This is a genomic window from Ruegeria sp. AE3 (assembly GCF_056542225.1).
In genome coordinates, this window is the sequence record NZ_JBQFZL010000001.1 from 1,225,277 (window position 1) to 1,248,418 (window position 23,142).

The window sequence follows — 23,142 nt, forward strand, 5'->3', positions numbered from 1 at the left end:
TTGAGTTGCGGTTCCCAAGGTTAAATGCTTTGGCAGCCGCCGCAGGTCAAGGGCCGAGACAAGAAAACCCGGAGGCAGGCGATGCTGACACAGGCGCGCAAGATGTTCTACCGCGCCCGCGGTTACTATGCGGGCAACCTGAACGGCGAGCCATTTCGTCTGGACCCTTATCATTCAAAGTTCTGGCGTAAAGCCTCCACTGGCCAGTGGGAGCCTGAAACCTTTGCCGTGATGGACCAGTATCTCTCGCCTGAAAACGATTACTTGGATATCGGCGCATGGATCGGGCCCACAGTTCTTTATGGTGCGCGTAAGGCACGCCATGTCTGGTGCTTTGAGCCCGACCCCACAGCGTTCCGTCACCTGGCTTGGAACCTCGACCTGAATGACATTCATAACGTTTCCGCTTTGGGTGTCGCACTGTCGGATAAGTTCGGTGTCGCCCGCATGGCCTCGGTTCGTGGAGAGCCCGGAGATTCTACCAGCTCCCTTCTGCACGACGGCGCGCACGGAACCGATACCCTGACGATTGCCTGGGATCAGTTCGCCGCAGTGAACGATCTGTCCGCCGTGTCTTTGGTGAAGATGGATATCGAAGGTGCCGAATTTTCCGTGCTGCCGACGCTGGTGCCATGGCTGAAGGAACAGCGCCCAGCCCTTTATCTTTCAACACATGCGGGACTGTTGGATTCGAAGACGCGGTTGGATCGTATGGAGGAATTGGCAGAGCTTCTTACATTTTACCCAACCTGCCGAACCAGTGAAGCGACCGGAACCGGATCACAGTGCTTTACCGACGCCTCCGCACTCTCCGGGTTCAAAACTTTTTTGCTAACCGGTTGAAACCCTCGAACAGAGATTCAACCGATCTGCCTCTCAGTACAAACTCGGCGACGAGACGGGCTTACACGCCCCGCTGCCGCTTGGTCGGTTTGACGCGTTCGCTTGCGGGAAACTGGCGCGGAGCTTTAAGTTGCTGGTATTGGGATCGAATGTTGCCGTGTAAGCAACCCTGTAGCTACCCGACACTTTAGCCTGTAGGGTCAAGTGCCAAGACAAATGATATTCACCATTTCGCGTTACTTTGAATTTCGTGTTAGCCGGGGTTTCTGGGGAAATGCCTGCTAGTTCATTCGAAGCGCGTATTGCACCATCGAAAGCTCGGGCGCGTTTGTTTTCGCTATCCACACTCAGATAAACCTTGGGAGGAATCCATCCCCTTCCTTCAATGCTATGGAGATCACATGCGTAGTTCTTGACATCAGCCTGCGCAGTCGCCGCAAACATCCCCGCGATCAGAACAAAAACAGAAAGCTTCATCATACCAATCCCACGTTTCAAGAGGCCGGTACCACGATTACTTTGCATTTGCCTTTCGCAAAGCCGTCACGTGGCAGGTAGCTGGAAGTGGAGGTAGACTTAACAATGGCTTTCATTGTGTTCCGATTCAGATTCAGCGTAAATGTTAAATTTAGCAGGTCAATCGCATCGTATCGCGATTCATTCGTCGCGTATGTTCGCCCACTGGCTGTATAAACATAATTCTGTGCGCCCCATCCAATCAAAAGCACTTTTGGGGAGTCGCGTTTCACTTCACCAGTGCTGAACTTGGTGTCAATCTTGGGGATGTCTACTTCCTGCAACAACGCTGAACGGCCAAGCCTATCTATTGAGAAGACCACGCGCTCAGGGGTCGGGCGATTAGCAATACCTTTGCCAAAATTACATTCAAAGCTTTCTTTGTACGTTTCGGAAATAGCAACTGCGGGGAATGCAATAACGATCGAGGCGCAAAATGCGACTGCCTTGATAAAATTCATTAAACGTCAAACTCCTGTATACTTTTTTGATTAGCTTAAAAACACTTAGAGTTCAGGCTGTCCACATGCAATACGCGAGTTTTAGTTAACTTTCTCTGATTATGAGTGTGACGCTCACAAATTCAACACTGAACCAACGGAAAGCACTAACTTACAGATTTTGTATGGTAGGCTGTAAGCGTGAAAAAACCGCCCGCATATCGCGAACGGTTCAATTCTAACGCGCAATAGTTTTGGTCAGTAAACGCCAACCTCACTGCCCGGTTGCGCCGCAACCTTCAGCAGTTTGAAAACGTAATCCGCAGCCGAACGGAAGCAGACCACGCGGAAGGTTTCGGCATCGTCCATCCAGAACGCACCTGCCACTTGCGCCAGGCGCGAGCGGCGGATTTGGCCGGGTTGGAAGGCCTCGGTCGACAGATCAACCGGAGCGACTTTGCCCAACACTTCTCGTGCGCTGGCGCCTGATATCGTGAAGACCGCGCGGGCATCCGAGACGTTGACGGCCAGTGCGTGAGTTTTTCCCAAAGCTTTGATCATTGCGGCCAGTTTGGCCTCGACCTCGGCATAAGGGACCAGCACCAGCAGCTCGTCTGGTGACATCCAGCATACGCCGGTATCGCCGCTGACCAGCGCCGCGCGCTGACCGGGCACATTCTGCCCAGTCGCGTCCTTGACGGCCTTGGCGAGGCTTTTGTCGGACAAGTCGCCGCGCAGGGTGATCATGCCTTGCAGGCCACATTCCCTGACATTAGCGATGCCATCATAGCTGGCGTGGTTCAATGCGCTGATGGGTTCAGACATTCTGCTTCTCCCCGTCCTTGTCGAAGAAGATCGGGTCCACGATCTTGGCTTTGTACGTTTTGCCGTCGGTGCCCGGGAACTCGACGATTTCACCCATCCGGTCCGGGCCGTGCTTGATCAGGCCCATAGCGATCCCTTTGCCAAGGTTCGCTGAGAAATAGGTCGAAGTGACACGCCCGATCATGTTGCGCTGACCATTGGCATTTACACCCTCGCCCACTGCATATGCGCCATCAGGCAGAACAGAACCATCCACAGTCTCAAGCCCGACCAGTTTCCAACGCTCTGGGTCGGCCATATGGCTGCGCGAATGGGCGCGTTTGCCAAGGTAGTCTTCTTTCTTTTTCGACAGTGCCCAGTGGAGCCCCAGATCCTGCGGGATCACGGTGCCGTCGGTTTCGTCGCCGATCATGATAAAGCCCTTCTCGGCCCGAAGAATGTGCAGACATTCGGTGCCGTAAGGCATCACACCGAATTCCTTGCCTGCTTCCATCAGGGCATCCCAGAACGCCTGACCCTGCGAGGCGGGAACGGCGATCTCGTAGGACAACTCGCCCGAGAACGAGATGCGATAGGCGCGGCAGTCGAACACGCCGATCTTGCCATCTCGCCATTCCATAAAGGGCAGCGTCTCGCGGCTTACGTCCATGCCGCCCAACTTTTCTAGAACCTTGCGGGCGTTCGGGCCGACTACAGCGACCTGAGCATATTGCTCGGTCACGTTGGCGACATAGACTTTCCAGTCCCACCATTCGGTTTGTAGCCATTCTTCCATGTGACCATGGATACGCTCGGCACCGCCGGTGGTGGTGTGGCACAGCCATGTGTCCTCATCGATGCGTGCGACCACGCCGTCGTCGATCAGAAAGCCGTTTTCCGAGCACATCAGGCCATAGCGGCATTTTCCGACCTTCAGCGTGGACATCATGTTGGTGTACAACATGTCCAGAAACTTGCCTGCGTCAGGGCCTTTGACGATCAGCTTGCCCAACGTCGAGGCGTCCAGCAGGCCAAGGTTTTCGCGGGTGTTCTTCACCTCACGGTTCACGGCGTCATGCACGGATTCACCGGGACGGACATAGGCGTAGGTCCGGCGCCAGTGGCCGACCGGCTCCCAATCGGCGCCGTTCTTGTCGTGCCAGTTGTGCATTGGTGTCTGTCGGATCGGCTGGAACACTTCACCCCGCGCTTCACCGCCGATTGCGCCCATCGAGATGGGTGTATAAGGCGGGCGGAAGGTCGTGGTGCCGACCTTCGGGATTTCGGACTCCAACGCATCAGCAAGAATTGCCAAGCCATTGATGTTGCTCAACTTACCCTGATCCGTCGCCATACCAAGTGTGGTGTAACGCTTGGTGTGCTCAACGCTCTCATAGCCCTCGCGCGCAGCCAGTTGGACGTCCGAGACTTTGACGTCATTCTGGAAGTCGAGCCAGGATTTCATGCGCAGCTGGATTTCTGCGTTTGCTGGCATCAGCCAGACAGCCTCCATAGGAGCTTCTGCAGTGGTTTCGCCAACAGGAGCCTTGATGTTTTTCGGCTTGAAACCTGCGGCCTTGGCTGCGGCTTTTCCCGCCGTGTGGGCGTCGGTCAGAACATCGCCCAGCGCCAACGCACCATTCGATGCCCCGGCGGCCAGAACAAAGCCCTCACCGTTTGCGCCCAGCGGCGGGCGCGAGGGATCGGGGCGGAAAAAGGCATTCGCGTCATCCCAGGTCAGCTTGCCACCGCAATGAGACCACATATGAACGACCGGCGACCAGCCGCCCGACATGGCCACTGCATCTGCTTCAACCTCTTCACGTGCGCCGCCAACACCTTCCTGGTTGCAGATGGCGACTTTTTTGACGCGCTTGCCGCCCTTGACCTTGGCAATGGCCTTGCCCGGATCAACGCGGATCCCCAACTGGCGGGCTTCCTCTGCCAAAGGTCCAGCCGTTGCCCGTGCGTCAACAATACGCAAAACATCCACACCCGCTTGCTTCAGCGTAATCGCGGTGCGATAGGCGTCGTCATTGTTGGTGGCGACGATGACACGCTCGCCCGGGGTGACACCCCAGTTCACGGCATAATCGCGCATAGCAGAAGCCAGCATCACACCCGGAACATCGTTACCAGCAAAGGACAACGGGCGTTCAATTGCGCCGGTTGCAGTCACAATTTGCTTGGCACGGATACGCCAGAGGCGGTGGCGCGGGCCTTGCACGCCCGGCGTGTGGTCTGTCAGGCGTTCATAGCCCAGCACGTAACCATGGTCATATACGCCCGCACCCATGCAGCGGGAGCGCATGGTGACGTTGTCCATTGTTTCGAGTTCGGAAACCAATTGCTCCACGAACTTATCCACAGGCTCATCATTGACCGTGCCGCCGTCAACCGGAGCGCGACCGCCCCAATGTGCGCTCTGCTCAATCAGCAGAACCTTGGCACCCGAAGCTGCTGCCGCCTTTGCCGCCTGTAGGCCAGCCACGCCGCCACCGATGACCAGAACATCGGTGAAGGCATAGAAGTGCTCATAGGTATCGGCATCGCGGCTGTCCTTGTCGGGCGCTTTGCCCAGACCGGCAGACTGACGGATGAACGGCTCGTAGACATGCTTCCAGAACGGTTTGGGGTGGATGAACATCTTGTAGTAGAAGCCAGCCGGCAGGAACCGGGCAAAGGCTGTATTCACTGCCCCAATATCAAAGTCCAAGTTAGGCCAATGGTTTTGCGAAATCGCAGTCAGACCGTTGAACAACTCGGTCGTGGTGGCGCGCTGGTTCGGTTCAAACCGGTTGCCCTGCCCCAGCCCGACCAGGGCGTTCGGCTCTTCGGCGCCGCTTGCAACGACACCGCGGGGGCGGTGGTACTTGAACGACCGGCCCATCATCATCTGATCGTTGGCCAGCAGTGCCGAGGCAAGCGTGTCGCCCTCATAGCCCTGCATCGAAGTTCCATTGAAGGTAAACGTGACCTTTTTCGACCGATCAATCAGCCGGCCTTGTTTTGCGAGACGGGTGCTCATTGTGCGGACCTTTCGCGGGTGGAGGCGTCGGAGCCTCCGGCGGGAGTATTTTTGAAAAGATGAAGCATCAGGAGAACTCTCTCCAGGTCCATCCAGGGCGCTTTGCGGCGATGGCCTCTTTGATGTCCTGCGGCGGCTCAGAGGTCTGAGCCGTGTAAGTGCCGAACACTTCCAGCGTGCTTGTGCAGCGTGCCGCATGAAACCACTTGCCGCAGCCATTGGCATGGCGCCAGCGTTCAAAGTGCACGCCCTTGGGGTTTTCGCGCATGAACAGGTAGTCGTGGAACTCGTCATCCGACGAGCCGGGACCAAAACGCTTCAGATGCGCCTCGCCACCGGCGGCCAGTTCGGTTTCTTCGGCATCAACGCCGCAGTAAGGGCAATTCAGGATCAGCATGTTGTCATCCTTTTGGCGGTTGGTTGGCGCAGCGGCCAACCGGAATTCTGTTATTTGGCAACCTCGGAACCACCTTCAGTGTGCCACCCCGGCGGCCACGCTTTCGTCGATGAAGCGGCCTTCCTTGAAGCGGTCCAGCGAGAAGGCCTCGGTCAACGGCGAATGACCTGTGGCCATCAGCTGTGCCATGCCCCAGCCGGACCCGGGAATCGCCTTGAAACCGCCGGTGCCCCAGCCGCAGTTGATAAAGCACCCGCCCAGCGGAGTTTTCGACAGGATAGGTGAGCGGTCACCGGTCATGTCGACGATACCGCCCCACTGGCGCAGCATCTTGAGGCGTGAAATCATCGGGAAGGTTTCGACCAAGGCGCGGACGGTTTCCTCGATATGATGGAAACTGCCGCGCTGGGTGAAGTTGTTGAACCCGTCGGTCCCCCCCCCGATCACCATCTCGCCCTTGTCGGACTGCGACATGTAGCCGTGCACGGTATTGGCCATGACAACCACATCCATGCAGGGTTTGATCGGCTCGGATACCAGCGCCTGCAATGCAATGGCTTCCAGCGGGAGGCGGAAGCCCGCCATCTCGGCCAGTTGACCGGAGTGGCCCGCAACGACGATACCCAGCTTGTCACAATCGATGGCACCCTTGGTGGTGTCTACGCCGACGACACGGCCATCCTGAGATCGGACACCCGTGACTTCGCATTGCTGGATGATGTCCATACCCATGGCTGAACAGGCGCGCGCATAGCCCCACGCGACGGCATCGTGACGGGCAGTACCGCCGCGTTCCTGCCACAGCGCCCCTAGAACCGGATAGCGGGGGCCGTCCAGGTTGATGATTGGCACCAGTTCCTTGACACGTTCGGGGGTGATCCATTCGGTCTTTACACCCTGCAGGGCGTTAGCGTGTGCGGTTCGCTGGTAACCGCGAATCTCGTGCTGGGTCTGCGCCAGCATCATCACGCCACGCGGGCTGAACATGATGTTGTAGTTCAGATCCTGGCTCAGATCCTCGTATAGGCCACGCGCCTTTTCATAGATCGCCGCCGAAGGGTCCTGCAGGTAATTCGATCGGATGATCGTTGTGTTTCGACCTGTGTTGCCACCACCCAGCCAGCCTTTTTCGATCACCGCGACATTCTGAATGCCGTAGTTCTTGCCAAGGTAATACGCGGTCGCAAGACCATGCCCGCCAGCACCGATGATGATGACGTCATAACGTTTCTTGGGCTCGGGCGAACGCCAAGCGCGTTCCCATCCGGTGTGATAGCGCAGGGCCTCCCGCGCGACAGCAAAGGCTGAGTAGTGTTTCATAAGCGAATCCATCCGGTTCGGTGATTGCGCGCAGATATGCCGCGCGGCGACAGTTTAACCGCGCCGCGCAACGCCGCAATATCGCACTATTGCGACATGTCGTTCATTCGCGGCCATTTGTCCCTTTTGTTGGACGTCGCACAGGTCTAAGTCAGGACAGCATCTTCGGAGGGACCATGACGTTCTGGGTTCTGATTTTTCTTGTCGCGCTGTTGATCGCGGTGTTTTTGAGTTTCACACTGCTGCGCAAACGCCGTGGGGATGAACCTGCGGCGGCTTACGATCTGCGTGTGTATCGCGAACAGCTCTCCGGTGTGGACCGGGATCTGGCGCGCGGGGTGATTGGTGAGGCCGATGCGGAACGGGTCCGCACCGAAATCTCTCGACGAATTCTTGCCGCTGATGAACAGATGAAAAAGGGTGGCTCGGGTGCTGGGCCATCGCGGACCGTCTCGATTGTGACGATCCCGGTTGTCATGCTGATCATCATTGGGGGCGCGATGGCGATGTATCATCGTATTGGTGCCGTCGGGTTGCCCGACATGCCCCTGACCACGCGGCTGGAACTGGCCGAGGAGGTGCGCGCCAATCGTCCGTCCCAGAGCGCCGCAGAAGAGCTGGCGACCCCACCTCAAACGGCGCAGCTTGACGAAAATTACGCGTCTCTTCTCAAGCAGTTGCGAGAGACCGTTGCGGCCCGCCCGGATGATTTGCAAGGGCAGATGCTTTTGGCGCAGCATGAGACCAATTCGGGGAACTTCAAGGATGGATATACCGCGCAACAAAGGGTGATCGAACTGTCAGGCGACGCAGCCACAGCCGAGCACTACGCGGATTTTGCCGAGATGATGATCCTGGCTGCGGGCGGATATGTGTCGCCCGAAGCTGAAAAGGCCCTTGCCGAAGCTTTGAATCGCGATCCCCATCACGGCCCGGCCCGATATTATTGGGGGCAAATGCTGGTTCAGACAGGTCGACCGGACCTTGCCTACCGCATTTGGGTCGAAACGCTGAGGGAAGCCCCGGCAGGCGCGCCGTGGGCGGGGGCGATCCGGGATCAGATTGATGAGTTGGCCTTTCGGGCAGGGGTTTTCAATCCACCGGACTTGAGCGCGCCGTCTGGTCCAAGTCGCGAAGACATGGCTGCAGCAGCGGAAATGAGCCCCGAGGAACGGCAACAGATGATTCAGGGAATGGTGAATCAGTTGTCCGACCGCCTGGCGACGGAAGGCGGCGCGCCCGAAGAATGGGCTCGTCTGATCTCCGCTCTGGGTGTTCTGAGCCAGGGCCAACGGGCCATGGATATCCACAATGAGGCGCTGGAGGTGTTTGCCGGAAACACCGAGGCGTTGCAGATCATTGATGCCGCAGCCCTCCAGGCCGGGATTGCGCAATGATCCACGACGTTTTCGAAGACTTCGCCAATGCGCTTCCCCCGATGCAAGCGCTGATAGGGCTGGATCTGGGTGAAAAGACCATCGGCGTCGCGGTTTCCGACCGAATGCGGGGCGTGGCCAGCCCGTTGGAGACCGTAAGGCGCAAGAAATTCACACTCGATTCCGCCCGGTTGATCGAAATTGCTACGGATCGCGATATTGGCGGCATTCTGTTGGGTCTTCCCAAAAACATGGACGGCACAGAGGGTCCGCGCTGCCAGTCTACGCGGGCATTTGCGCGAAACCTGTCCCGTCTGACGGATTTACCAATCGGATTCTGGGATGAACGGCTGAGTACGGTTGCGGCAGAAAAAGCACTGCTTGAGGCGGATACGTCACGAAAACGTCGCGGACAGGTTATTGATCACGTTGCAGCAGGTTATATCTTGCAGGGAGCACTGGACAGACTGCGCTTTTTGTAACAGGTCGGAGACCGATCGATGACGAATATGGTTTGGAAGCGCAGTGAGGTCGAAAGCCCTTGTGTCCAGATTTGTGTTGTCCATCCGGCCGAGCGCATCTGCACCGGATGTTACCGCACGATTGACGAGATTTCTCGCTGGTCCAGGATGGACAGCAGCGAACGCGCTGAAATCATGAACGACCTGCCGTCTCGTAAACCGCGACTCAGCAAGCGGCGCGGCGGGCGTGCCGCTCGTATGAATGGCTCCTGATCGATCAGTGAATACGTTTTGATGACATTTCTGGCGGCTGTGTGACCCGTCTCGGGATAGGTGTGTTCGGCGCGGTGCCACGCAGTTCTTTCTGAAACAGAAGCGCAATCTCGGATTGGCTGGTTTTGGGCCACCGATCATCATTGCGCGCGCATTCCGATTGCAGCACGTCAGCTGCACGTTTGGTCTTTCTTGTATTAGTGAGTCTTCCGATCAAAGTCTTAAGTGGCATTGCGGACGTCCCGTTTCCAGTAACCGTGCCACTGCGGGTCGAGTTCGAGCTCCGAGGGGGTCTAGCTCTTGAACATAGAGGTTCAACGTGAGTGGTAACCCGCAGCGACAGGGTGTGGCTAAAGGTATTTCCCGTCACAAGTAGGGGAAAACACGCGGCCTTTGATCGTTTTTGACGCCTCAATCAAGAAAAACTCTCAAAAGCACATAATTTCCTAACGTCACTATTCGACCCGACTTTGCCGGGACTGGGAAAGCTGGGGCCGAAGCTGCGGGAAACCCGCCGTCAGCAGTCGAATCATGCCTGACATCGCACGACCGGATTTGAGGCTGCATCACGACCTTGACCGATTGGGTGTTGCCTGCTCAGGCGTTCCACAGTCGAAGGTTTTATCCGGCGGCAAGCCAAGCCCTGGCGTTCTCGTACTCTTCGGACGGGAAAAACTGTGTCCGGGTCCCTAACACATGGCTGGCGACCTTCTGCGCCATGCGCTGCCAGCTTTTGTCCCCAACGATGGCAGCTCGGTCCAGTTGTCCGATATGTCGGCTGGCCAACCGAAAATGCGCCGCAAGCGCTGACAGCCCTTGCCAGCCGTCAAACTCCCTGAGGTCTATCAGCAGGCGAAACCTTAGCCGGTCCTGTAACACTGCATCCAGATCACGTTCTGCCTGTTTGTACCATTCAGGGTCCAGCTTGCCCAATAGGCTGATCTGAACACATGGACCGCTCAGGTCAGTCACGTGGATCGACCCAAGGGACTCGCGCATCCAGCGTCGGGCCGCCTCAAGCTCGGCCAGATCAAACACCTGAACCGGACAGGGCAGGATGGGGGCCGCCAGACGAACGCTTGTCTGCACCCAACCCTGATCAGCAACAACTGCGATCCGGTCGAAACCGCGCCAATGGCTTAACCCCAGCTTGGTGTCGGACCAGGCTGCGCCCAGATCATACCCCTGGAATTCAGGTTGTATTATCGCCAGTAGCCGAACCGTGTCGTGTTCCGTTAGCGCAGACTCGATGGCGGGAACCAGAGTATTGGTGTAATCGGCGCTGGTCACTTGCCCCGACAATTCGACTTCTATGAGTGCACCGTCAGAATTCGTATGAACCGTCATCATCGGTCAAAACCTCCAAAGCCAAATAATGACAGGACGTTAGGCGGATTCGATCCATTCGGCTACTCCACCGGCGCATTCGGGGCGGAAATAGGCGATCATTCGACCATCCTGCCCCGCCGTCGCCCCTTCGGCCCAAGGAGCAACGCCGTGCAGGCAATGGCGGTGAAGCAAATAGGCCTCTCCCGGCTTTGCAGGCAACTCGATCCTTGGGCAGGTCGCAAACACCTCGCGACGGGCGGATTGGTAGATGTCGGTTATGTCTACTTCGTGCAGGACCTCAGGTGGCATCCCTTCAAGCGCCTGCCTGAACGCGGTCCGCAGAATGTCATGACTGCCGTCCCACACCACCATCGGAGACGCGTCTGAGCTGGCCTCAGTCAGTGGAATGCCCAGAATCCAGGCATGAGGTTCATCAACCCGGCGGCGGCGATCCTGCCCTGTCGGGCGCAAACCGTCCACATGGGCCGCATCCCTGTTTCGACGGTACCGGGTGGCCGCTTCATTCTCGCCCCGGCGCGGGCGCGGATAACCCGGATAAACAACCGAAACCTGCCCCTTGTGCAGCGGTAAATCTCCAAAGTGCTTGTCGATGAACGCCATGGCCTTTCCGGTCAGAGGCCCGGACTGCCCGACCCTGCCCTTCGTGTCATTGGATAGTGCGTCGACACCGATGAACCACGTACCTTCGCAATCCAACCATTCCGCGTGGGCCGGGTCCGTTGTCGACGCCCGTGCGGCAGGCAAAGCGTGGTTCACCCATTCGGCCAAAACCGGATCATACGGGAATTTCACCCAGCCCCGGGCAGAAAAATCGCTCATAAGCCCACGGCCTTGCGCAGCATGTTCAGCGCAACCAGTGTCAGGAACACGGCGAAGACACGTTTCAACGGTTTTGGGTCCATCGAATGGGCCAGCTTTACCCCCCAGGGCGCGGTGATCATTGTCATTGCAACAACGATCCCGAAGGCCACAAGATTAACCGCGCCAATGGTCAACGGGGGGCGATGCTCGGGCGCGATATCTACAAACAAGAACCCAATGACCGAGGGTACGGCGATGATCACGCCAAACCCGGCCGCGGTCGCGACCGCGCGGTGGATAGGGGTGTTATAGAGGCTCATCAGCGGCACACCGAAACTGCCTCCACCGATGCCCATCAGAACGGAAAGAAACCCGACCAGAGGGGACAGGACGGCTCGCTTGATTCCGCCGGGCATTGCGTCGCCCAACCGCCATTCTGCGCGACCCAACCCAAGATAGGCACCGATCACCATGCCCAGAATTCCGAACAGTGCCTGCAAGGCCTCGGTCCGCAGCGCCGATGCGACCAGCACTCCGACAATTGCGCCGACGACAATACCCGGACCCCAACCGCGCAGGATATCCCAATCCACGGCACCCTTCTTGTTGTGGGCTAGAACAGACCGCATCGACGTTACAATGATCGTGGCCAGCGACGTCGCCAGACAAAGCTGCATCAGTTGCGGGCCGCCATAGCCAAGCGTCTGAAACGCATAGAAGAACGCGGGGACCAAAACGATACCGCCGCCCACTCCCAACAGCCCGGCAAGCACACCGGCCAGCGCGCCGATCACAAGCAAAAGGCCCATCATCTGGGCCAGCAACACTGTCTCGGGCATCGTCCCCCCCTTGCCGTTTAAACCTCGACCATCGGCGCAATATGGTCCAGGGCCTGTAGCATGACTTCTGGCCCGGCCCCTTCATGCACGGCCCCTTCGGACAAGGCGCGCCGCCATGCCCGCGCACCGGGGCGCCCCGCGAAGAGACCCAGCATATGCCGCGTGATCTGGTGCAAACGCCCGCCATTGGCAAGGTGCCTTTCAATATAGGGCACCATTTCTTGAACAACCGTCAGCGGATCGCGAACGGTTCCAACGCCAAAGATGCGCCGGTCGGCATCTGCCAGGATATCACCGGGCTGATGATAGGCCGCCCGACCAATCATGACACCGTCAAGACCCGCGTCCAGATGTGCTGCTGCTTCATCCAAGCTGGCGATACCACCATTGATCGATATATGCAGATCCGCAAACGCGGCTTTCATCCGATGCACAAGGTCATAATCAAGCGGTGGAACATCGCGGTTTTCCTTAGGGCTCAGCCCCTGCAACCACGCCTTGCGCGCATGGATCGTTACTCTTTGACAGCCCGCCGCACTGATCTGCTCAAGAAACGCAGGCAGAACTTCTTCGGGCTCTTGGTCATCCACACCGATGCGGCATTTGACCGTGACATCTACATTCGCCGCTTCGCGCATTGCTGCGACGCATTCTGCAACCCGTGCCGGATCTTTCATCAGAACCGCCCCGAAAGTACCAGACTGCACCCTGTCCGACGGGCATCCACAGTTCAGATTGATCTCATCATATCCTGCATCAGCACCCAAACGCGCCGCTTGCGCCAGCTCCTCCGGATCGGACCCACCCAGCTGCAAAGCCACGGGATGTTCCTGCGGTGAATGATCCAACAGATGCAGCGCCCCTCCTCGGACAAGCGCCGGTGCCGTTACCATCTCGGTATACAGCAAGGTTTCCGTGCTAAGCAGCCGATGAAAATACCGACAGTGGCGGTCGGTCCAGTCCATCATGGGGGCAATGCTCAGAGTAGCATGGTGTTGAATGTTATCTCTTCCACGTGCAGTCAACTCAACCATCCTCAAGAATACGAAACCCGCAGCTATCATAGAAAAATCGCCAAAATAAGCCAATTCTTGAGGACTTGGCAAACGAAGCTGATTTGCGGGTTCGGACGTCGTATCAAATCCGATCGCCGCGCTTTCAACACTGGGAAAATCCAGCCGCTCTCTGACTTGCCGCAGACAACGCCATTGGAGAATATGATCAATGGCTTAACAGATGTTTCCGTGATGTTTTCACTGAAGGAAACGCAAGGCGCGAGCTTTGACAGCAAGACCAATTTCGTACTCGCCCAAAAACTATGCCGAGCAGTCACATCTGTCCCAAATATCAAAATTTGATCAAATTTGGTGACAAATCTGATCCATTGAAGTACATCACGGGGAAACAGAATTGACGGAGCCCCCAATGGACCTGAGCGCCTTGCACAGTTTTCGCGTGACTGCATGTGACCTGAACGGTCAGATGCGGGGCAAACGCGTGCCCCCTGAGTATGCGGGCAAGCTGGAGAAAGGCGCCGTGCGCATGCCGTTCTCGGCACTCAATGTCGATCTCTGGGGCGCGGACATTCACGGCAGCCCGCTGGTGTTTGAAACCGGCGATGCGGATGGCGTGCTGCGCCCAACCGACCGGGGCCCGGTGCCTGTGCCCTGGCTTCCGAAAGAAACGGCGCTGGTTCCGATGAGCTTGTATGACGATGCAGGTACCCCGTTTGCGGGTGATCCGCGCCACGCTCTGTCTGCCATTCTTGACCGTTATGCCAAACGCGGCTGGTCGGTCGTTGCGGCGACTGAGTTGGAATTCACACTAATCGATGCTTCGGGTGCGCAACCGCAACCTCCGTTGAACCCGATCACCGGGCGCCGCCTGCTGCATGAATCCGTTCTGTCGGTCGCTGAAATGGATGCGTTTGAGGATTTCTTCACAGATCTCTACGATGGCTGCGCCGCCATGGATATCCCCGCGCAAACCGCCATCTCGGAAAGTGGCGTTGGCCAATTCGAGATCAACCTGAATCATCAGGATGCCATGCGCTGTGCCGACGATACGTGGCTTTTCAAGGCGTTGACACGTGGCCTGGCGCGCAAACACGGGTTTGCCGCAACATTCATGTCGAAACCCTATGCAGATGATGCAGGCAATGGGATGCATGTGCATTTCTCGGTGCTGGACCATCGGGGGCGCAATGTGTTTGACAATGGCGGGCCTGAAGGGACCGGCATTCTGCATTCCGCCGTCGCGGGTTGTGTGGCGGCCATGCCAGGCAGCACGTTGATTTTTGCGCCCCACGGCAACTCTTACACCCGGCTTGTACCGGGTGCGCATGCCCCGACCGGGGCCTGCTGGGCCTATGAGAACAGAACTGCCGCAATTCGCATCCCGGGCGGGGCAACAGCAGCGCGGCGCATCGAACACCGCGTCGCAGGTGGCGACATCAACCCCTACCTGATGCTGACCGCGGTTTTGGGTGCAGCCCTTGCCGGGATCGAAGACGGTCTGCGGCCCCCTGCCCCGATCACAGGCAATGCCTACGATATCGAAGACCTGCCTCAACTGATGCCAGACTGGGCGGCCGCAATTGACAGATTTGAGACCGACCCCCTGGTCGCCCGGCTTTTCCCGGCGGATCTGATCCAGTACCTGATCATGACCAAGCGACAGGAAATTGAACGATTTGAGCGTATCGCTCCTGAAGATCACTGGCTGAGCTATCTCGAAGCGGTTTGACCCCCCTTGCCGCCTCATTCGGACTCAGCTAGAGTTAATTTGATCAAATTTGGTGACACATGAAAATCGGCATATTACAAACCGGCCACACACCAGATGCGTTGCATGGCGAATTCGGCGACTATGATGAGCTGTTTCCTGCACTTCTCGGTGGCAACGGATTTGAGTTCCAGACCTTCGCCGTGGTCGACGGCATATTCCCAAGCGGCGCGGATGACGCAGATGGCTGGGTCATAACCGGTTCGCGCCACGGCGCGTACGAAGACCTGCCGTGGATCGCCCCGCTGGAAGACTTGGTCAGAGAGATACAGCAAAGCGGAAAGCCACTGATCGGCGTATGCTTTGGGCATCAGATCATCGCGCAGGCACTGGGCGGCAAGGTCGAGAAGTTCAAGGGCGGATGGGCCGTCGGACGCACTGAATACGAGTTTGACGGCAACACAGTCTGGCTGAATGCCTGGCATCAGGATCAGGTTGTCGAGTTGCCCGAAGGCGCGCGCGTTCTTGGTCAGAACGCATTTTGCGAAAACGCGATGCTGGCTTATGGAGACACGATCTGGACGGTTCAGGCCCACCCTGAATTCACCAATGGTTTTGTCGCGGGCCTGATGCGCACACGGGGAAAAGGCGTCGTCCCCGAAGACCTGATGCGCGAGGCCGCAAATCGCGAAACCGCCCCGGATGACAACGCCACAATCGCGCGCCATATGGCCGAGTTTTTAAAGAAAGAGAGAGCCTGATGGCTGATTGGACTGATAAACTGCCGGAAGCCGCCAAAGCCTATTTCCACGGACAGCGGCTGGACGAGGTTGAATGTATCATCTCGGACCTTCCCGGAATTGCACGTGGCAAGGCCGTGCCTGCCACGAAATTCGCCAAGCAATCCTATTTTCACCTGCCTGACAGCATATTCTTCCAGACCATCACGGGGGACTGGGGTGAAGCCGCAGGTGACGACGGGTTCATCGAAAAGGACATGATCCTGAAGCCCGACTATTCGACGGCTTCAGCCGCACCCTGGACAGGGGACTGGACGCTGCAAGTGATCCACGACGCCTATGACCGGGATGGTGATCCGATCCCTTACAGCCCACGCAACGTGTTGAAACGCGTGGTCCAGCTGTATCACAACCGAGGCTGGAAACCGGTTGTTGCGCCAGAAATGGAGTTCTTTCTGGTCGCCCCCAACGTCGATCCCGCACAGGAAATCAAGCCGATGATGGGGCGTTCTGGCCGCCCGGCTGCGGCGCGGCAGGCGTATTCGATGACCGCGGTGGACGAGTTTGGCCCGGTCATCGACGATATCTATGACTTCGCCGAACATCAGGGGTTCGAAATCGATGGCATCACCCAGGAAGGCGGTGCGGGCCAGTTGGAGATCAACCTTCGCCACGGCAACCCAGTCAAACTTGCTGATGAGGTTTTCTACTTCAAGCGCCTGATCCGCGAGGCGGCGTTACGGCACAATTGTTTTGCAACCTTCATGGCCAAACCGATCGAGGAAGAGCCGGGCTCGGCCATGCATATCCATCATTCGATTATCGACATGGAGACCGGCCAGAATATCTTTTCGGGCCCGCAGGGCGGCGAAACGGACGCGTTCTATCACTTCATTGCCGGGTTGCAGAACCATCTGCCCTCCGGTCTGGCCGTGATGGCACCTTATGTAAACTCGTATCGTCGCTACGTGAAAGACCACGCCGCACCGATCAATCTGGAATGGGCCCGCGACAACCGCACTACAGGCATTCGCGTTCCTCTGTCCGGACCTGAATCGCGCCGTGTCGAAAACCGCATCGCCGGTATGGATTGCAACCCGTATCTGGGCATCGCCCTGTCGCTGGCGTGCGGCTATCTGGGTCTGGTTGAACAAGAACGCCCGCGTCGTCAATTCTATGGTGACGCCTATGAAGGCGAAGGGGATATCCCCCAGGTCATGGGCGATGCGTTGGATATGTTTGACGAAGCCACAGCCCTGCACGAAATCCTTGGCCCCGAGTTTGCCCGTGTCTATGGCATCGTGAAGCGGGCCGAATATGAAGAATTTCTGCAGGTCATCTCTCCGTGGGAACGGGAACATCTGCTGATCAACGTCTGAGACTTTTCGTGAATCTGCTCTATTCCAATGACCGCAAGGGCGAATACCCTGCTAGCTGGTATGCCGCGACGGCGAACCCAACGGAACGCTTTCCTGTTTTGGCCGAAGATATTACGGCGGATGTCTGCGTTGTGGGCGGTGGCTACACAGGCCTGTCCGCAGCATTGCATCTGGCCGAGGCGGGGTTCGATGTCGTTCTGCTTGAAGCCCACCGTGTCGGATTTGGTGCCTCGGGGCGCAATGGTGGCCAGCTGGGCAGCGCGCAGCGGATGGATCAGGAAGACCTCGAGCGTCTTGTTGGTGACGCGGATGCTGCAAAGCTGTGGGACCTGGCCGAAGACGCCAAGGATCTGGTCAAATCACTGATCTCCAAGCATCAGATCGCGTGCGACCTGCAACCCGGCGTCGCGGTTCTGGGTCTGTCAGCTTCGGAACGAAAAGAGCTGCACACCCATGCAGGCCATCTGTCCGACCGTTATCACTATGACCAGATCAAGCTGCTGGATGAAGACGAAGGCCACAAACTGTGCCCCTCACCCGCTTATAAGGGTGGGTATCTGGACATGGGGGCTGCTCATTTGCACCCATTGAACTTTGCGCTGGGGTTGGCACAGGCGGCGGCCAAAGCGGGTGTTCGCATTTTTGAGGGCACCGAAGTCATCGATATTGACGAAACCCGGCCTGCACTGATCCGGACCGCCAGGGGGAACGTTAGGGCCGACCATGTTGTGCTGGCCTGCAATGGCTACCTTGGCAATCTCAACCGGACCGTCGCGGCCCGTGTCATGCCCATCAACAACTTCATCGCAGCGACTGAACCCCTTGGCAGCGAGGCCGCGCGGGTCCTGACTCAGGATGTCGCGGTCGCGGATACCAAGTTCGTGGTGAACTATTTCCGCCTCAGCGCCGATGGCCGGCTTCTGTTCGGTGGCGGCGAAAGTTATGGCTATCGTTTTCCTGCGGATGTCGCGGCGAAGGTCCGCAAGCCGATGACCGAAATCTTCCCACATCTGCGCGATGTCAAAATCGACTACGCATGGGGTGGGACGCTGGCCATTACCATGCGGCGGATGCCTTATCTGGTGCGTATCGCACCCAATATTCTGTCTGCTTCCGGCTATTCCGGTCATGGTGTAGGCACCGCGACCCATGCAGGGCAATTGATGGCACTGGCCATTCAGGGCCAATCGGAAGGGTTCGATACAATGGCCCGCGTGCCAACCCTGCCCTTCCCCGGCGGGTCTGCCCTGCGCAACCCGCTGCTTGTGCTGGCAATGACATGGTTCGCCATGCGGGACCGGCTTGGGATCTGAGCCACGTTACTTGTGACATATTGGTGAATTTCCGCTGGCGCGGCGATTGAGGGCTTGGATTGCCGCCTGAATAGCTTTATCTTTACCAAAGATAGAATTCGGGAATTCCAAATATGACGCTTCCACCAAACGTTCATGACGCCGAACCCATCCCAGAAGCAGCAAAAGAAGCCATCGACGCCCTGATGCAGTCGGGCGACTTGTTTCGCTATACCGCCCCGCAAGATGCCCCGGTGTCTTTGCTGGAGGCCGAGTTTGCCGAGCTTCTGGGCACAAAATACGCTCTCGCTGTTTCATCCTGTTCTGCTGCGCTGTTTCTGTCGCTCAAGGCACTGAGTCTGCCGCGCGATGCACGCGTCCTGATCCCCGGCTTCACATTTGCCGCGGTTCCCTCGTCAGTCATTCACGCGGACTGCATCCCGGTTCTGTGCGAAGTGGGTGAGAATTATCGCATCGACATGGCCGATTTCGAGGCCAAGTTGGACAGCGTTCAGGCGGTGATCATTAGCCACATGCGCGGCCACACATCTGATATGGACGCGATCATGGCGCTGTGCGACGCGCGTGACATCCCGGTGATCGAAGACGCTGCGCATTCGCTGGGCACGACCTGGCATGGCAAAAATATAGGCACCATCGGCAAGGTCGGCTGTTTCTCGTTTCAGTCCTACAAGATGATCAATGCGGGCGAAGGCGGTATTCTGATCTCAAACGATGCTGATCTGGTGGCCCGTGCCGTCATCATGTCGGGCGCGTACGAACATAACTGGAAGAAACATAAAGGACCGTACGGCGACAACTCGCCCGAATTGGAAGAGGCCTTCGCCCGCTGGCAGAACAAGTTGCCACTGTATAACCTGCGCTTGAACAACCTGAGCGCCGCTGTGATCCGCCCGCAGATCCCGGAACTGGCCCGTCGTGTCCGCGATGGTCTTGCGAATCACGACTACGTTGCCGGGCGCTTGAATACCTCACCCCATATCAATGTGCCCGCGCCCTTGCCCCCCGAGCAGCGCGCGCCGGATTCTATTCAATTCAATCTGGTTGGGTTGCAGGAACACGAGATTCGCGCATTTGCCGCCGCATCCGAGGCACGCGGTGTCAAAGTTCAGGTCTTTGGCCTGAGCCAGGACAATGCACGCGCCTTCTGGAACTGGCAATTTCTGCCGGAAACGTTCGAGCTGCCGCAAACACGTGACATGCTGATGAAAGCGTGTGACGTCCGACTGCCCGTACGCCTGACACGCGCAGAGCTGGACGTGATCGCCGATATTCTGCTGGCCGCGGTCGGCGAAGTGACCGGCCCAATGCCGGTCTACGGCACCTGAGACTAGAACTGACCCACTTAAATGGTGGGCCTTTTCCTCAGGCTCACCTTAATTCAGTTTTGAAAGCTTCTGTTGAAGTTCGGCCAACTGTTTCTTGATATCGTCAAGATCCTCTTTCGGCTCTGACTTTTCGCTTTCCTTCTCTGGCGAGGACCATCTGCCAGACAACCCACCAGTCATAGCCTTCAGAAAGGCCTGCTGCTGTGCTTTCAACGCTTCAAAACCCGGCATCTGGGACATCGGGTTCATGGCGTTCATGTTTTCCATCATCTTGCTTTGGCTTTCGCGCAGCATATCGAACGAGCTTTGCAGGAATTGCGGCATCATGCCCCCGCCAGGCAGCATGTAACTGCGCACAAGATCGTTCAGAACATTGACAGGCAGCACATTCTCGCCGCGGCTTTCATGTTCAGCAATGATCTGCAGCAGATACTGCCGCGTCAGGTCGTCGCCGGATTTCAGGTCGATGATTTGTACTTCGCGCCCGTCACGGATGAATCCCGCGATATCTTCGAGCGTCACGTAATCGCTGGTCTCGGTGTTATACAGCCGACGGCTGGCATAGCGCTTGATCAGCAGCGGTTTTTCTTGGTCCGACACCGGGTACCCTCCCCAAGGATGATGCGTTGCAGCACAGGTTATGCGAGTGCAGCACAAAAAGAAAGGGCAGGTCAATGGACCTGCCCAACGCGATTGCACCTATAGGGAGGGTCGGGTGCGTTTCGCTGACTTTTCTTACTTCGCAGCAGCAGCTTTTTTAGCGGCTGTGGTCACGTCGTTGGTTGCTTTTTTAACAGCGGCGGATGCTTCTTCCGCAGCTTCTTTACCAGCAGCCATCAGCAGTTCGACGGTTTCGGTCTGAACTTTTTTCGCGATTTCTGCGAAAGCGGCCATGTTCTCGGCTGCAACTTCAGCAGACGCGCTTGCGAAATCGGTTGCTGCTTTTGCGTAGTCGGCAGGCTCTGCCTTGGCTTTCGACATCTCGGTCAGTTTGGCCAGCGTGTCTTTGGTCCATTTGCTCGAGATTTCTGCCGATTTCTCTGCTGCTTCCAGAGCAACGCCCGACAGCTTTTCATTCAGCGAAGCGGTCGATTTGAATGCGCCTTCCATTGCGGTTGTGTCCACGGGGAATGCACCCATCATGTCTTTCATGATCGCGGTAAAGTCTTGGGTCTTAGCCATTGTCATAATCCTTTTAGCCAGTCCGGGCCCACCCCGGGTTTCATCAGCTTGAGGACAATATGATTGCTGCAGCGCAGCATTGCAAGTTTTTTCTTGCTGCGCTGCAGAAAAAATCAAGTTTCAGAATGAAATCAGGCGTTTGGTTTTGCCACTACATACGTTCCGGGTGCAGCACCCAGGCTCGGGTGCTTCGAATCGCCAGATTCACGGGCCGGTACCTGCTTGCCCGACCGTTTCTTAAGCCAGGCATCCCACATGGGCCACCAAGACCCTTCATGAAAATCGGCTTCCTTTAACCAGGTGGCGGCGTCTGTTTTCAAATCCGGGTTGGTGTAATGCCCATACTTTTTCTTGCTGGGCGGGTTCACAATGCCCGCAATATGACCCGACTCGGAAACCACGAAAGTTTTTGATCTCGAGCCCATCTTTTGCACACCGCGATAGCAGTCTTTCCACGCCGCGATATGATCGGTTTCGCATGTGATGGCTATCAGGGGCACATCAACGTCACCGAGCTTCAGCTTATGCCCCAGTACCTCAAAGCCATCGGTCGCGAATTCATTGCGCTGGCATAGCCCACGCAAGTACTCCACCGCCATTTTCGCAGGCAGGTTGGCTCCGTCACCGTTCCAGTACAGCAAATCAAAGGCCGGGGGCACTTCCCCCATCATGTAACTGCGAATGGCCGGGCCATAGATAAGGTCACGTGATCTCAAGAATGACATTGTGCGCGCCATGATCCACGACCGCAGAACACCTTCCTTTTTCACTTCTTCTTCGATTCCGTCGATAAAATCGTTTTGAAGGAAAGGCGTGAACTCTCCCTGATCGGAAAAATCCGTCAATGCGGTGAACAGGGTCGCCGATTTGACCGACTTGTCTCCTCGCTGTTTCAGCAGAGACAGCGTCAGGCTCAGGGTGGTACCTGCAATGCAATACCCCACCGCGTTGACCTGTTTGACCTTGCAAATCTTCTTGGCCGTCTCGATCGCGGTCAGGAAACCGTCCTGAATGTAGTCTTCCATGCCGGTTTCGGCATAGCTTTCGTCCGGATTGACCCAGCTCACTACAAACAGGGTATATCCCTGCTCGGTGATCCATTTGATCATGCTGTTCTGGGCTTTCAGGTCCAGAATATAGAACTTGTTGATCCAGGGCGGGAACAGGATAATCGGTGTCTCATATACAGTTTCGGTCGCCGGCTTGTACTGGATCAGTTCCATCATCCGGTTGCGATAAACCACCTCCCCCGGCGTCGTCGCCAGGTTACCACCGACCTCAAAGGCACTCTCATCTGCCAGTTTGACGACCAGCTCGCCATTGTTGGCCTCAAGATCTGACACAAGGTTTTCCAACCCCTTGATCAGTGACTGGCCCTCGGTTTCGACCGCTTTTTGTAATGCGTCCGGATTGGTCGCCAGGAAGTTTGTCGGCGCCATCATATCGACGATTTGCTGCGAGAAATATTGCAGCCGCCTTTTGTCCTTGGCATCCAGATCGTCCACGGACGCAACAGCCTGCGCGATCGCTTGCGCATTGGTCTGGTATTGCTGGCGGATCAGTCGGAAATAGGGATTGGTCTCCCAAAGGGGGTTCGAAAATCGCTTGTCTTCTGTTTTGGGGGCTTCGCCTTCCGCGTCAGACGCAGTCAGCGCTTTCTGCGCCTCGGCAAAGTTCAGCACTGACTTGCCCCAGAATTCTATCTGCTGTTCCAGTAGTTTGGCGGGATTTTGCCAAGCCTCCGCCCAGTAGGCACTTGCTGCTCGTGCGAAAAGCTCTTGATTCGGGCCGTCCAGCGCGGGTGTGTGCGGCCGTTTTACAGCCATGACCTCAATCAGGCGCTTGGACAGCTTCTCGACCTTTTCCATATTTTCTTTAAGGCGTTCAATATGTTCTTCGGATACGTCTGGCATGTGGTCTTCACTAGTTGTCATTTTAACAATTCCCCCCTAACCTCGCTGCTATGCAGAATAACGTCGTGGGTGCTGGGGGGCAAAGCGACGAATGGTCCGAACTCTCAGGCTGACA

The 23,142-nt window shown here is 57.1% G+C and carries 23 protein-coding genes; 10 read left to right on the forward strand and 13 right to left on the reverse strand.

The window, feature by feature from the left end; genetic code table 11:
* Positions 1 to 81: 81 nt before the first annotated feature.
* Positions 82 to 843, forward strand: a complete 762-nt coding sequence (locus ACR0NZ_RS06100) for an FkbM family methyltransferase (RefSeq protein WP_480517537.1) — start codon at positions 82 to 84, stop codon at positions 841 to 843.
* A gap of 33 nt (positions 844 to 876) precedes the next feature.
* Here the strand turns inward: ACR0NZ_RS06100 and ACR0NZ_RS06105 are convergent, their stop codons facing one another.
* The 6 genes from ACR0NZ_RS06105 to ACR0NZ_RS06130 all read right to left on the reverse strand — a co-directional run bounded on the left by ACR0NZ_RS06105 (position 877) and on the right by ACR0NZ_RS06130 (position 7,348).
* Positions 877 to 1,323, reverse strand: coding sequence for a hypothetical protein (locus ACR0NZ_RS06105; protein WP_480517539.1), 447 nt, complete (start codon positions 1,321 to 1,323; stop codon positions 877 to 879).
* Positions 1,324 to 1,337: 14 nt separating this feature from the next.
* Positions 1,338 to 1,820: a hypothetical protein gene (locus tag ACR0NZ_RS06110; protein WP_480517541.1), complete on the reverse strand. Its 483-nt coding sequence runs from the start codon at positions 1,818 to 1,820 to the stop codon at positions 1,338 to 1,340.
* Positions 1,821 to 2,057: 237 nt separating this feature from the next.
* Positions 2,058 to 2,624 (reverse strand): sarcosine oxidase subunit gamma, encoded by a 567-nt coding sequence (locus tag ACR0NZ_RS06115; protein WP_480517543.1) that lies wholly within the window; start codon positions 2,622 to 2,624, stop codon positions 2,058 to 2,060.
* Positions 2,617 to 5,631 (reverse strand): sarcosine oxidase subunit alpha family protein, encoded by a 3,015-nt coding sequence (locus ACR0NZ_RS06120; protein ID WP_480517545.1) that lies wholly within the window; start codon positions 5,629 to 5,631, stop codon positions 2,617 to 2,619. Before ACR0NZ_RS06120 ends, ACR0NZ_RS06115 begins: the two co-directional genes overlap by 8 nt.
* 67 nt (positions 5,632 to 5,698) lie before the next feature.
* Complete coding sequence (locus tag ACR0NZ_RS06125; RefSeq protein WP_480473438.1) at positions 5,699 to 6,028, reverse strand: sarcosine oxidase subunit delta; 330 nt, start codon at positions 6,026 to 6,028, stop codon at positions 5,699 to 5,701.
* Positions 6,029 to 6,103: 75 nt separating this feature from the next.
* Positions 6,104 to 7,348, reverse strand: a complete 1,245-nt coding sequence (locus ACR0NZ_RS06130; RefSeq protein WP_480517547.1) for a sarcosine oxidase subunit beta family protein — start codon at positions 7,346 to 7,348, stop codon at positions 6,104 to 6,106.
* A 176-nt stretch (positions 7,349 to 7,524) separates the two neighbouring features.
* On the opposite strand from ACR0NZ_RS06130, the gene ccmI reads away from it, so the two are divergent.
* Genes ccmI through ACR0NZ_RS06145 form a run of 3 tightly spaced genes read left to right on the forward strand, consistent with a single transcriptional unit; the run spans position 7,525 to position 9,458 of the window.
* Complete coding sequence (gene ccmI, locus ACR0NZ_RS06135; RefSeq protein WP_480517549.1) at positions 7,525 to 8,745, forward strand: c-type cytochrome biogenesis protein CcmI; 1,221 nt, start codon at positions 7,525 to 7,527, stop codon at positions 8,743 to 8,745.
* Entirely contained in the window at positions 8,742 to 9,206 is a 465-nt protein-coding gene (gene ruvX, locus ACR0NZ_RS06140) for a Holliday junction resolvase RuvX (RefSeq protein WP_480517551.1), read from the forward strand. Before ccmI ends, ruvX begins: the two co-directional genes overlap by 4 nt.
* Positions 9,207 to 9,224: 18 nt before the next feature.
* On the forward strand, positions 9,225 to 9,458 hold the full coding sequence (locus tag ACR0NZ_RS06145; RefSeq protein WP_480517553.1) for a DUF1289 domain-containing protein: 234 nt from the start codon (positions 9,225 to 9,227) through the stop codon (positions 9,456 to 9,458).
* Positions 9,459 to 10,079: 621 nt separating this feature from the next.
* Here the strand turns inward: ACR0NZ_RS06145 and ACR0NZ_RS06150 are convergent.
* Genes ACR0NZ_RS06150 through dusA form a run of 4 tightly spaced genes read right to left on the reverse strand, consistent with a single transcriptional unit; the run spans position 10,080 to position 13,416 of the window.
* Positions 10,080 to 10,808, reverse strand: a complete 729-nt coding sequence (locus ACR0NZ_RS06150; RefSeq protein ID WP_480517555.1) for a SpoIIAA family protein — start codon at positions 10,806 to 10,808, stop codon at positions 10,080 to 10,082.
* A gap of 36 nt (positions 10,809 to 10,844) precedes the next feature.
* Positions 10,845 to 11,627 (reverse strand): hypothetical protein, encoded by a 783-nt coding sequence (locus tag ACR0NZ_RS06155; protein WP_480517557.1) that lies wholly within the window; start codon positions 11,625 to 11,627, stop codon positions 10,845 to 10,847.
* Entirely contained in the window at positions 11,624 to 12,448 is an 825-nt protein-coding gene (locus ACR0NZ_RS06160) for a sulfite exporter TauE/SafE family protein (RefSeq protein ID WP_480517559.1), read from the reverse strand. The genes ACR0NZ_RS06155 and ACR0NZ_RS06160 overlap by 4 nt, the downstream gene beginning before the upstream one ends.
* A gap of 17 nt (positions 12,449 to 12,465) precedes the next feature.
* Positions 12,466 to 13,416 carry a tRNA dihydrouridine(20/20a) synthase DusA gene (gene dusA / locus ACR0NZ_RS06165; protein ID WP_480517561.1) on the reverse strand — a complete coding sequence of 317 codons (951 nt, stop codon included), beginning with the start codon at positions 13,414 to 13,416 and terminating at the stop codon, positions 12,466 to 12,468.
* A 24-nt stretch (positions 13,417 to 13,440) separates the two neighbouring features.
* On the opposite strand from dusA, the gene ACR0NZ_RS06170 reads away from it, so the two are divergent.
* The 6 genes from ACR0NZ_RS06170 to ACR0NZ_RS06195 all read left to right on the forward strand — a co-directional run bounded on the left by ACR0NZ_RS06170 (position 13,441) and on the right by ACR0NZ_RS06195 (position 19,932).
* Entirely contained in the window at positions 13,441 to 13,806 is a 366-nt protein-coding gene (locus ACR0NZ_RS06170; RefSeq protein WP_480517563.1) for a hypothetical protein, read from the forward strand.
* A 67-nt stretch (positions 13,807 to 13,873) separates the two neighbouring features.
* Entirely contained in the window at positions 13,874 to 15,193 is a 1,320-nt protein-coding gene (locus tag ACR0NZ_RS06175; protein ID WP_480517565.1) for a glutamine synthetase family protein, read from the forward strand.
* Positions 15,194 to 15,252: 59 nt separating this feature from the next.
* A complete protein-coding gene (locus ACR0NZ_RS06180) occupies positions 15,253 to 15,933 on the forward strand; it encodes a type 1 glutamine amidotransferase (RefSeq protein ID WP_480473448.1) in 681 nt (226 codons plus the stop codon).
* The gene (locus ACR0NZ_RS06185; protein WP_480473449.1) at positions 15,933 to 17,291 is read left to right on the forward strand and encodes a glutamine synthetase family protein; all 1,359 of its coding nucleotides are present in this window, start codon (positions 15,933 to 15,935) and stop codon (positions 17,289 to 17,291) included. Before ACR0NZ_RS06180 ends, ACR0NZ_RS06185 begins: the two co-directional genes overlap by 1 nt.
* An 8-nt stretch (positions 17,292 to 17,299) precedes the next feature.
* A complete protein-coding gene (locus ACR0NZ_RS06190) occupies positions 17,300 to 18,604 on the forward strand; it encodes an NAD(P)/FAD-dependent oxidoreductase (RefSeq protein WP_480517567.1) in 1,305 nt (434 codons plus the stop codon).
* Between the two features lie 113 nt (positions 18,605 to 18,717).
* Positions 18,718 to 19,932 carry a DegT/DnrJ/EryC1/StrS family aminotransferase gene (locus tag ACR0NZ_RS06195; RefSeq protein WP_480517569.1) on the forward strand — a complete coding sequence of 405 codons (1,215 nt, stop codon included), beginning with the start codon at positions 18,718 to 18,720 and terminating at the stop codon, positions 19,930 to 19,932.
* 48 nt (positions 19,933 to 19,980) lie between these two features.
* On the opposite strand, the gene phaR is transcribed toward ACR0NZ_RS06195, so the two are convergent.
* The 3 genes from phaR to ACR0NZ_RS06210 form a co-directional block, all read right to left on the reverse strand.
* Positions 19,981 to 20,532, reverse strand: coding sequence for a polyhydroxyalkanoate synthesis repressor PhaR (phaR, locus tag ACR0NZ_RS06200; RefSeq protein WP_480473452.1), 552 nt, complete (start codon positions 20,530 to 20,532; stop codon positions 19,981 to 19,983).
* A gap of 135 nt (positions 20,533 to 20,667) precedes the next feature.
* The gene (locus tag ACR0NZ_RS06205) at positions 20,668 to 21,114 is read right to left on the reverse strand and encodes a phasin family protein (RefSeq protein WP_209503426.1); all 447 of its coding nucleotides are present in this window, start codon (positions 21,112 to 21,114) and stop codon (positions 20,668 to 20,670) included.
* A gap of 131 nt (positions 21,115 to 21,245) precedes the next feature.
* Positions 21,246 to 23,048, reverse strand: a complete 1,803-nt coding sequence (locus tag ACR0NZ_RS06210; protein ID WP_480517571.1) for a PHA/PHB synthase family protein — start codon at positions 23,046 to 23,048, stop codon at positions 21,246 to 21,248.
* Positions 23,049 to 23,142 lie beyond the last annotated feature (94 nt).

Coding starts and splice junctions, on each gene's coding strand:
- ACR0NZ_RS06100 (WP_480517537.1), top strand. CDS start 82: ATGCTGACACAGGCGCGCAAGATGTTCTACCGCGCCCGCGGTTACTAT.
- ACR0NZ_RS06105 (WP_480517539.1), bottom strand. CDS start 1,323: ATGATGAAGCTTTCTGTTTTTGTTCTGATCGCGGGGATGTTTGCGGCG.
- ACR0NZ_RS06110 (WP_480517541.1), bottom strand. CDS start 1,820: ATGAATTTTATCAAGGCAGTCGCATTTTGCGCCTCGATCGTTATTGCA.
- ACR0NZ_RS06115 (WP_480517543.1), bottom strand. CDS start 2,624: ATGTCTGAACCCATCAGCGCATTGAACCACGCCAGCTATGATGGCATC.
- ACR0NZ_RS06120 (WP_480517545.1), bottom strand. CDS start 5,631: ATGAGCACCCGTCTCGCAAAACAAGGCCGGCTGATTGATCGGTCGAAA.
- ACR0NZ_RS06125 (WP_480473438.1), bottom strand. CDS start 6,028: ATGCTGATCCTGAATTGCCCTTACTGCGGCGTTGATGCCGAAGAAACC.
- ACR0NZ_RS06130 (WP_480517547.1), bottom strand. CDS start 7,348: ATGAAACACTACTCAGCCTTTGCTGTCGCGCGGGAGGCCCTGCGCTAT.
- ccmI (WP_480517549.1), top strand. CDS start 7,525: ATGACGTTCTGGGTTCTGATTTTTCTTGTCGCGCTGTTGATCGCGGTG.
- ruvX (WP_480517551.1), top strand. CDS start 8,742: ATGATCCACGACGTTTTCGAAGACTTCGCCAATGCGCTTCCCCCGATG.
- ACR0NZ_RS06145 (WP_480517553.1), top strand. CDS start 9,225: ATGACGAATATGGTTTGGAAGCGCAGTGAGGTCGAAAGCCCTTGTGTC.
- ACR0NZ_RS06150 (WP_480517555.1), bottom strand. CDS start 10,808: ATGATGACGGTTCATACGAATTCTGACGGTGCACTCATAGAAGTCGAA.
- ACR0NZ_RS06155 (WP_480517557.1), bottom strand. CDS start 11,627: ATGAGCGATTTTTCTGCCCGGGGCTGGGTGAAATTCCCGTATGATCCG.
- ACR0NZ_RS06160 (WP_480517559.1), bottom strand. CDS start 12,448: ATGCCCGAGACAGTGTTGCTGGCCCAGATGATGGGCCTTTTGCTTGTG.
- dusA (WP_480517561.1), bottom strand. CDS start 13,416: ATGATGGACTGGACCGACCGCCACTGTCGGTATTTTCATCGGCTGCTT.
- ACR0NZ_RS06175 (WP_480517565.1), top strand. CDS start 13,874: ATGGACCTGAGCGCCTTGCACAGTTTTCGCGTGACTGCATGTGACCTG.
- ACR0NZ_RS06180 (WP_480473448.1), top strand. CDS start 15,253: ATGAAAATCGGCATATTACAAACCGGCCACACACCAGATGCGTTGCAT.
- ACR0NZ_RS06185 (WP_480473449.1), top strand. CDS start 15,933: ATGGCTGATTGGACTGATAAACTGCCGGAAGCCGCCAAAGCCTATTTC.
- ACR0NZ_RS06195 (WP_480517569.1), top strand. CDS start 18,718: ATGACGCTTCCACCAAACGTTCATGACGCCGAACCCATCCCAGAAGCA.
- ACR0NZ_RS06205 (WP_209503426.1), bottom strand. CDS start 21,114: ATGGCTAAGACCCAAGACTTTACCGCGATCATGAAAGACATGATGGGT.
- ACR0NZ_RS06210 (WP_480517571.1), bottom strand. CDS start 23,048: ATGACAACTAGTGAAGACCACATGCCAGACGTATCCGAAGAACATATT.